Consider the following 9,050-nt stretch of genomic DNA (forward strand, 5'->3'; position numbering starts at 1 on the left):
CGCAACGGGGTCGCAGGCCCACAGCAAAGGCTTTTACGGCTTGTCTCGTAATTGAGACGATGTCTTGATTTCAAGACTGCAAGCCCAGGGCGAGCAGTTTTTTGTACAGGGTGGATCGGCCCAGGCCCAGGGCCCGGGCGGCCGTGGTGACGTTGCCGGCGTGTCGCTGCAGGGTACTGGCGATCAGTTGTCGCTCGAAGGCATCGCGGGCCAGGTGGAAGGACGAGTCAGCTGCCGCGGCCGCCCCGCCAGGCGGTAGGGCTTGCAAGGGGCCGATGGCCGCGTGGATGGCGGCGCGGTCCAGTTGCGGTTCGTCGCTGGCCAGCACGGCGCGCTCCAGTACATTGCGCAGCTCGCGGATATTGCCCGGCCAGGCGTGCTCGGCCAGCAGCGCCCGGGCCTGGGCGTCCAGTTCGTGGGGATGCGGGTGCGGGCCGCGCAGTTCCTCCAGCAGGGCCTCGCACAGCGCCGGCAAGTCGTCCAGACGCGCGCGCAGGGGCGGTACGGCGATCGGCAGGACATTCAGACGGTAGTAGAGGTCGGCGCGAAAACGTCCGGCCTGGACCGCCGCCTGCAAGTCGATGGAGGTGGCGGCGATCAGGCGAATATCACAGCGCAGCACCTCGTTGGAGCCGACCGGCTCGAACTCCTTCTCCTGCAGCACCCGCAACAGCTTGCTTTGCAAGGTCAGCGGCATGTCGCCGATTTCGTCGAGGAACAGGCTGCCGCCTTCGGCCAGGCGCAGTTTGCCGCTGCGGCCCTTGCGCTCGGCGCCGGTGAACGCACCCGGGGCGGTGCCGAAAAATTCGGCTTCCAACAGGTTTTCCGGGATGGCCGCGCTGTTGATGCTGACAAAGGCCTTGGCCGCCCGCGGCGAGGCCTGGTGGATTGCATGGGCCAGCAATTCCTTGCCGGTGCCGGTTTCGCCCAGCAGCAGGACCGCCGAATCGCTGCCGGCACAGCGGCGTGCCAGGCGCTTGACCTCCAAGCTGGCGGCGCTGGTGCCAATAAAGTGCGCGAAGCTGTATTTGGCCTGGCGTGCCTGCAGCAACGAGCGGGTCGAGGCGAGTTCCGCCTGCATGCGCTGGTAGCGGCTGAGCAGCGGCGACAGGGCCTTGAGCTCGTCGAACAGGGCAAAACCGATGGCGCCGATGACAGTACCCGCATCGTCGTGGATCGGCAGGCGCATCACCACCAGCGGGTCTTTGGGCGTATCGAGCATGTCCAGCAGGATCGGCTGGCCAGTGCGCACCACCTGGCGCAACAGGCTGCCGGGAATCACCGCTTCGCAGGGCTGGCCGATCGCCTGTTCGGCGTTGTCCAGGCCAAAGCGCCGGGCATAACGTTCGTTCATCCAAACGATGCGAGCGTCGCGGTCGACGATGATGGTGCCTTCGCTGGATTGCTCGACGATCTCGAACAGCGAACGGATCGCCAGCAGGCGCACCCGCTGGTAATCCTTGAGGCTCTCGGCGTGGTCCATATGGGGGTCTCGAGCGGGAGGGCGTAGCGCGTCCAGGCGCGGCGCACGCAGGGGGGGTGACGCAGCTTATCCAGCCAGGCCCGTACCTGGCTAGCCGCCAGGCAGACGGGCCAACGGATCACCGGGCACCGGGCACCGGGCACCGGGCAAGAACCTGGGGCGGCCTCGGCGCGCTGTCCAGCGATAGCCCGCCACCGGCGGGAAATCAGCCCCGCGCCGCCAGCCGGGCCCGGGCCACCCGTGAGCCGTTGGCACGACCCAGCACGTCGCAGATGCGCTGGCCGGCGGCGATCAGCCGATCGAGGTCGATGCCGGTGTGAATGCCCAGACCATCGAGCAGGTAGAGCACATCCTCGCTGGCGACGTTGCCGGTGGCGCCCTTGGCGTAAGGACAGCCGCCCAGGCCCGCCACCGAGCTGTCGAACACGCTGATGCCTTCCAGCAGGCCGGCGTAGAGGTTGCTCAAGGCCTGGCCATAGGTGTCGTGGAAATGCCCGGCCAAGCGCTCGCGGGGCACTTCGCGGCCGACCGCCTCGAACAGGGCGCGGGTGGCGCCCGCGGTGCCGGTGCCAATGGTGTCGCCCAGCGACACCTCGTAGCAGCCCATGGCGTACAGTTCACGACCCACCTGGGCCACCGCCTGGGGCGCGACCTGGCCCTCGTAGGGGCAGCCGAGCACACAGGAGACATAGCCGCGCACCTGAATGCCGTGCTGGCGCGCCAGCTCCATGACCGGTGCAAAGCGCGCCAGGCTTTCGCCGATGGAGCAGTTGAGGTTGCGCTGGGAAAACGCCTCGGAAGCGGCGGCAAACACTGCCACTTCCTTGACGCCGGCCTCAATGGCCGCTTCCAGCCCCTTCAGATTGGGGGTCAGCGCCGCGTAGGTCACGCCCGGGTGCGCGGTGATGTCGGCAAATACTTCGGCGCTGCCGGCCATCTGCGGCACCCATTTGGGCGAGACGAAACTGCCGACCTCGATATAGGACAGGCCGGCGGCCGACAGGTCGTCGACCAGGCGCACCTTGTCGGCCACGGCGATGGGCTGGGCTTCGTTCTGCAGGCCGTCGCGGGGACCGACTTCGACCAGGCGGACATGTTGCGGAAGGTTCATAACGGTCCTCAAATTGAACGGCAGGGTGGAGATCCAGCGCCGTGGCCCGGCTTGGCCAAGGGCTGGATTCCCGCCTGCGCGGGAATGACGAAAAGGCGCCGACGTGGGGTGGCCCGCTCTGGTGGGGAGCGTGCCCTAAGGCACGGCCTCCAGTTCCACCAACGGCGTGCCTTCCTTGACCATCTCGCCCTCGGCGCAGTACAGCGCCTTGACAATCCCGGCCTGGGGCGCGCGGATGCTGTGCTCCATTTTCATTGCTTCCAGCACCACCAGCGTGGTGCCGGCCTCAACCGCCTGGCCGGCTTCCACCAGCACCCGTACGATACTGCCGTTCATGGGGGCTGTCAGGCCACCCTGGGTGCCGTGGCTGGCCTCCGCCGCGGCGATCGGGTCGAAGCCTTCGATGCGCTGCAACTCGCCGTTCCACTCCAGGTACAGCACCGCCTCCTGGCGAATGGCCTTGAGCCGTTTGGCCAGCGCCGGGCCCGTGTCACAGGTTTGCTCGACCCACAGGATCTCCCCGTGCAGCCGCGCCGTGCCTGGGGCGCGTACCTGGCGCTCGACCCCGGCGCAACTCAGGTGCAGCGCGCGACGGCTGGGCAGGCCGGCACGCCAGCCGGTGGTAGCGGCCCAGGGCGAGTGCGGGTCGTCGGCACGCGCCCGGGCGGGTTCGCTCTGGGCCCAGGCATCGGCCGCACAGCGCCAGAAGGCCTCGGGCAGCTCGGTGGCTGCCGGCAGCAGTTGTGCCTGGTGGCGCGGGATAAAGCCGGTGTCCAGTTCGGCGGCGGCAAAGGCCGGGTGGGCCAGTACCCGGTGCAGGAACGCCAGGTTGGTGCGCACACCGGCCACGGCAGTTTCCTCGAGCATGCTCAGCAGGCGCAGGCGGGCTTCCTCGCGGTTTTCGCCCCAGGCGATCAGTTTGCCCAGCATCGGATCGTAAAAGGGCGAGACTTCGTCGCCTTCGCTGACACCGCTGTCCACCCGCCGGCCGGGGCCGGCGGCGGATTCCCGGTACAGGCTGAGGGTGCCGGTGGACGGCAGGAAATCATGCTCCGGGTCTTCGGCATACAGCCGTACCTCGATGGCGTGGCCGTGCAAGGGCACCTGGTCCTGGGTCAGCGGCAGGGGTTCGCCGCGGGCCACGCGAATCTGCCAGGCCACCAGGTCGAGGCCGGTGATGGCCTCGGTGACCGGGTGCTCGACCTGTAGGCGGGTGTTCATTTCCATGAAAAAGAAATCGCCGCGCTCGTCCAGCAGGAACTCCACCGTGCCGGCACCGACATAGCCGATCGCCTGGGCGGCCTTGACGGCGGCTTCGCCCATGGCCTGGCGCAACTCGACCGACAGCCCGGGGGCCGGGGCTTCCTCGACCACTTTCTGGTGGCGGCGCTGGATCGAGCAGTCGCGCTCGTTGAGGTACAGGCAGTGGCCGTGGCGATCGGCGAACACCTGGATTTCCACGTGGCGCGGTTTGAGCACGTATTTTTCCACCAGCATGCGCGCGTCGCCAAAGGACGACAGCGCCTCGCGTTGGGCCGAAGCCAGGGCTTCGGCCAACTCGCTTTCCTGCTCGACCACTTTCATGCCCTTGCCGCCGCCCCCGGCGGTGGCCTTGAGCAGCACCGGGTAACCGATACGCTGGGCCGCGTCGCGAAAGCTCGCCAGGTCCTGGGCCTCGCCGTGGTAACCGGGCACCAGGGGCACCCCGGCGGTATCCATCAGCGCCTTGGCCGCCGACTTGCTGCCCATGGCGTCGATGGCACTGGCCGGTGGGCCGAGAAAGAGCAGTCCGGCCTGCTCGATGGCGCGGGCGAAGGCGGCATTTTCCGAGAGAAAGCCATAGCCGGGATGGATGGCCTGGGCGCCGCTGGCCTGGGCCGCGGCGATCAGCTTGTCGATCAGCAGGTAGCTCTCGGCCGGTTTGGCCCCGCCCAGGTCAACGCTCAGGTCGGCCTCGCGCACATGCCGGGCGCCGCGATCGACGGCGCTGTGCACCGCCACCGTATCGATGCCCAGCGCCTTGGCGGTGCGCATCACGCGGCAGGCGATTTCGCCCCGGTTGGCCACCAACAGGCGGGTGAGGGGCAGAGGCGCCAACGCGGCGACGGTGGGAGCAGGGGTACCTTTCATCGTCATTCCTCTTCCTGGGCGTTCTGCCAGGCCGGTTTACGTTTGTCCAGAAAGGCCCGCAGGCCTTCCTGGCCCTCGGGGCTGACACGGATGCGGGCGATAGCGTTCTCAGTGTAACGGCGCAGCGCCGGGGTCAGTTCGCCGCCGCCGACTTCCAGCAACAGGGTCTTGCTCGCCTGCATGGCCTGGGGGCTGTTGAGCAGCAGGGTGTCGATCCAGTCGTCGATGGCCTGGTCCAGGACCGTGGGGCCGTAGCACTCGGCCAGCAGGCCCAGTTGCTGGGCGCGTGTGCCGTCGAAGCGCTCGGCGGTCAGGGCATAACGCCGCGCCGCGCGCTCGCCGATGGCCTGCACCACAAAGGGGCTTATCACCGCCGGCGCCAGGCCGATACGGACTTCCGACAGGCAGAACTGCGCGTCGCTGGCGCCAATCGCCATGTCGCAGCAGCTGATCAGGCCCAGGGCCCCGCCAAAGGCCGCGCCCTGGACCACGGCCAGGGTCGGCAGCTTCAGCCGGTGCAGCGTGTACATCAATTCAGCCAGCTCGCGGGAATCGTTGAGGTTGGCGTTGTAGTCCAGGGTCGCCGACTGCTGCATCCAGGCCAGGTCCGCGCCGGCGGAAAAATGCCGGCCGCGGCCGCGCAGCAGCAGGAAGCGGATGCTGCGATCGGCCTGCACCAGGTCCAGAGCCTGCAGCAACTCACGGATCATCTGCGCATTGAAGGCGTTGTTCTTGTCCGGCCGGTTGAGCCAGAGGCTGGCGACGCCGCGGGCGTCGATGTCCAGTTGCACGGTGCTGAAGTCGGTCATCTCTCGTTCCTCGAGCGGCAAGCCCCATGCTCCAAGCGGCTGGAAGAAGCGCGGCTTGAAGTCGATGACTTGCAGCTTGTCGCTGTGTTTATTACATGCGGAACACGCCGAAACGGGTCGGCTCGATCGGCGCGTTGAGCGCGGCGGACAGTGCCAGGCCCAGTACCTCACGGGTCTGCGCCGGGTCGATCACACCGTCGTCCCAGAGCCGTGCGCTGGAGTAGTAGGGATGGCCCTGGGTTTCGTACTGCTGCAGGATCGGGCGTTTGATCGCCTCCTGCTCCTCGGCGGAAAAGGCTTGGCCACTGCGTTCGCTCTGCTCGCGCTTGACCTGCACCAGCACGCCGGCGGCCTGCTCGCCGCCCATCACGCCGATCCGGGCATTGGGCCACATCCAGAGAAACCGGGGGTCGTAGGCCCGCCCGCACATGCCATAGTTACCGGCACCGAAACTGCCGCCGATGATCACGGTGAACTTCGGCACCTTGGCGCAGGCCACCGCGGTGACCAGCTTGGCGCCATGCTTGGCGATACCACCGGCCTCGTACTTTTGCCCGACCATAAAACCGGTGATGTTCTGCAGGAACAGCAGCGGAATGCCGCGCTGGCAGGCCAGTTCGACGAAGTGCGCGCCTTTTTGCGCCGACTCGGCGAACAGGATGCCGTTGTTGGCCAGGATCGCGATGGGGTAACCCTGCAGGTGGGCGAAGCCACAGACCAGGGTGCTGCCGAACAGCGCCTTGAATTCATCGAACACCGAGCCGTCGACCAGCCGGGCGATCACCTCGCGCACGTCGAAGGGTTGCTTGGCGTCGGCCGGGATCACCCCGTAGACCTCGTCCAGGGCGTAGAGCGGCAGGCGCGGCGCCTGGCTCTGCAACTGCCCGAGCTTGCGCCAGTTCAGGTTGGCCACGCAGCGCCGGGCCAGGGCCAGGGCGTGTTCGTCGTTTTCCGCGTAGTGGTCGGCGACTCCGGAGGTCCGGCAATGCACATCGGCACCGCCCAGGTCCTCGGCGCTGACCACTTCGCCGGTGGCGGCGCGCACCAGTGGCGGGCCGGCGAGGAAAATGGTGGCCTGTTGACGGACCATGATCGCCTCGTCGGCCATGGCCGGCACATAGGCCCCACCGGCGGTGCAGGAGCCCATGACCACGGCGATCTGCGGGATGCCCTGGGCGCTCATATTGGCCTGGTTGAAGAAGATCCTGCCGAAATGCTCGCGGTCGGGAAAAACCTCGTCCTGGCGCGGCAGGTTGGCGCCGCCGGAGTCCACCAGGTAGATGCACGGTAGGCGGTTTTCCTGGGCGATGGCCTGGGCGCGCAGGTGTTTTTTCACCGTCAGCGGGTAGTAGCTGCCGCCCTTGACCGTAGCGTCGTTGGCCAGGATCAGGCATTCGACGCCTTCGACCCGGCCGATGCCGGCGATCACCCCGGCAGCCGGCACCTCCTCGCCATACACCTCATGGGCGGCCAGCGGAGCGATCTCCAGAAAGGGCGAACCGGGGTCGAGCAGGCAGTCGATGCGTTCGCGCGGCAGCAGCTTGCCCCGTGAGGTGTGCCGCTCCTGGGCCTTGGCGCCGCCGCCGTCCTGGACTCGGCCGAGCAGGGCACGCAGGTCCTCGACCTGGGTCAGCATGGCCGCGCGGTTGGCGGTAAATTCCGGCGAGCGCGTGTTGAGCTGGGTGTGCAGGGTGGTCATAAACCGACTCCGTAGGGGCGCAAGCTTCAAGTTACAAGCGGCAAGTAAAGGATCAGCGCGCTTCAGCTTGTAGCCTGTGGCTTGCCGCTTGTTTGCTTATTTCGTTTCGTTAAACAGCTCGCGACCGATCAGCATGCGGCGGATCTCACTGGTGCCAGCACCGATCTCGTAGAGCTTGGCATCGCGCAACAGGCGGCCAGTGGGGAACTCGTTGATATAGCCGTTGCCACCGAGGATCTGGATCGCATCCAGGGCCATCTGCGTGGCGCGCTCGGCGGTGTAGAGGATCACCCCGGCGGCGTCCTTGCGGGTGGTCTCGCCACGGTCGCAGGCTTGGGCCACGGCGTAGAGATAGGCCCGGCTGGCATTGAGCTGGGTGTACATATCGGCCACCTTGCCCTGGATCAGCTGGAATTCGCCGATGCTCTGGCCAAACTGCTTGCGGTCATGGATATAGGGCACGATCACGTCCATGCAGGCCTGCATGATCCCGGTGGGGCCGCCGGACAACACCACGCGCTCGTAGTCCAGGCCGCTCATCAGCACCCGCACGCCGCCGTTGAGCTGGCCCAGCACGTTTTCCTCCGGGACTTCGACATCGTCGAAGAACAGCTCGCAGGTGTTGGAGCCACGCATGCCGAGCTTGTCGAATTTGCTGCCACGGGAAAAACCTTTCCAGTCGCGTTCGACGATAAAGGCGCTGATACCGTGCGCCCCCTTCTCCAGGTCGGTCTTGGCGTAGATCACGTAGGTGTTGGCGTCGGGGCCGTTGGTGATCCAGGTCTTGCTGCCGTTGAGCACGTAGCGGTCGCCGCGCTTGTCTGCGCGAAGCTTCATCGACACCACATCGGAGCCGGCATTGGGTTCGCTCATGGCCAGCGCCCCGATGTGTTCGCCGGAAATCAGCCTAGGCAGATAACGAGCCTTCTGTTCGGGATTGCCGTTGCGATTGATCTGGTTGACGCACAGATTCGAGTGCGCGCCGTAGGACAGCGCCACCGACGCCGACCCGCGACTGATTTCTTCCATCGCTACCACATGGGCCAGATAGCCCAGCCCGGCGCCGCCGTACTCTTCGCCGACGGTGATCCCCAACAGCCCCATTTCACCGAACTTGCGCCACATGTCGGCAGGGAACAGGTTGTCTTGGTCGATCTGCGCCGCACGCGGGGCGATTTCGGCGGCAACGAAGTGCTGAACCTGATCGCGCAGCATGTCGATGGTTTCGCCGAGGGCAAAATTGAGGGTCGGGTAGTTCATGGTGCTGGAATTCCCTATTGTTTTTGGAGTGCTGTCTGGCAGCAATAATGGGTATCACCTTTACGTTAACGTAAGCCTTGGGGCAATGGGCTGTCAACGGGGAGAAAGCGCGGGAGAGGAGGGGATTGACGAATTAAATGACCAGACAGCACGAAGGGGAGCCGAGGCTCCCCTTCAAGTTTCTGTTGCATGCTCTTTTTTGTTTTTAGGCGGTCTGTTGTTGTTTTTGGCAACCGGCCTCTTTTGCGTTTTTGAGCTACCCCCAACCGGGGTTAAGAGCAAACGTATTTTTTTGAGCGCTGATGCTGCTTCTACTGCTGCTCGATGAGAGCACCTGTCCAACCAGTTCGGGAGCTACCTGAGGGTAGTTTTGTTGTTCTCTGCCCGGTTGTGAGGCCAAGGCCTCGAAAAGCGATCCACTCCAAAAAAATCTGTTAGCTGCGTCTCTGTCCGTGTTGTTCTTGTTGTGTCAGAGCCGATACGTTTTGTTTTTATTGGGTTACTGCAATTTATTGTTTTTGTTATGCGGTAGACATAGCAGATGCCGTGCCAATTTTT

Annotated in this window: 7 protein-coding genes; 1 reads left to right on the plus strand and 6 read right to left on the minus strand. The window is 65.6% G+C overall.

What is annotated here, in order from left to right:
- Positions 1 to 70 precede the first annotated feature (70 nt).
- The 6 genes from ABWY06_RS01785 to ABWY06_RS01810 form a co-directional block, all read right to left on the minus strand.
- Complete coding sequence (locus ABWY06_RS01785) at positions 71 to 1,483, minus strand: sigma-54 interaction domain-containing protein (protein ID WP_353923844.1); 1,413 nt, start codon at positions 1,481 to 1,483, stop codon at positions 71 to 73.
- A gap of 205 nt (positions 1,484 to 1,688) precedes the next feature.
- Positions 1,689 to 2,594: a hydroxymethylglutaryl-CoA lyase gene (locus tag ABWY06_RS01790; protein WP_353923845.1), complete on the minus strand. Its 906-nt coding sequence runs from the start codon at positions 2,592 to 2,594 to the stop codon at positions 1,689 to 1,691.
- Positions 2,595 to 2,729: 135 nt separating this feature from the next.
- Positions 2,730 to 4,724 carry an acetyl/propionyl/methylcrotonyl-CoA carboxylase subunit alpha gene (locus ABWY06_RS01795; protein ID WP_353923846.1) on the minus strand — a complete coding sequence of 665 codons (1,995 nt, stop codon included), beginning with the start codon at positions 4,722 to 4,724 and terminating at the stop codon, positions 2,730 to 2,732.
- A gap of 2 nt (positions 4,725 to 4,726) precedes the next feature.
- Entirely contained in the window at positions 4,727 to 5,533 is an 807-nt protein-coding gene (locus ABWY06_RS01800; protein WP_353923847.1) for a gamma-carboxygeranoyl-CoA hydratase, read from the minus strand.
- Positions 5,534 to 5,624: 91 nt separating this feature from the next.
- A complete protein-coding gene (locus tag ABWY06_RS01805; RefSeq protein WP_353923848.1) occupies positions 5,625 to 7,232 on the minus strand; it encodes a carboxyl transferase domain-containing protein in 1,608 nt (535 codons plus the stop codon).
- Positions 7,233 to 7,328: 96 nt separating this feature from the next.
- Entirely contained in the window at positions 7,329 to 8,492 is a 1,164-nt protein-coding gene (locus tag ABWY06_RS01810) for an isovaleryl-CoA dehydrogenase (RefSeq protein WP_353923849.1), read from the minus strand.
- Between ABWY06_RS01810 and ABWY06_RS01815 the strand changes: the two genes are divergently transcribed.
- Positions 8,491 to 8,820 (plus strand): hypothetical protein, encoded by a 330-nt coding sequence (locus ABWY06_RS01815; RefSeq protein WP_353923850.1) that lies wholly within the window; start codon positions 8,491 to 8,493, stop codon positions 8,818 to 8,820. The genes ABWY06_RS01810 and ABWY06_RS01815 overlap by 2 nt on opposite strands.
- Positions 8,821 to 9,050: the final 230 nt, after the last annotated feature.

It is taken from the genome of Pseudomonas sp. (assembly GCF_040514055.1).
Classification (GTDB): domain Bacteria; phylum Pseudomonadota; class Gammaproteobacteria; order Pseudomonadales; family Pseudomonadaceae; genus Aquipseudomonas.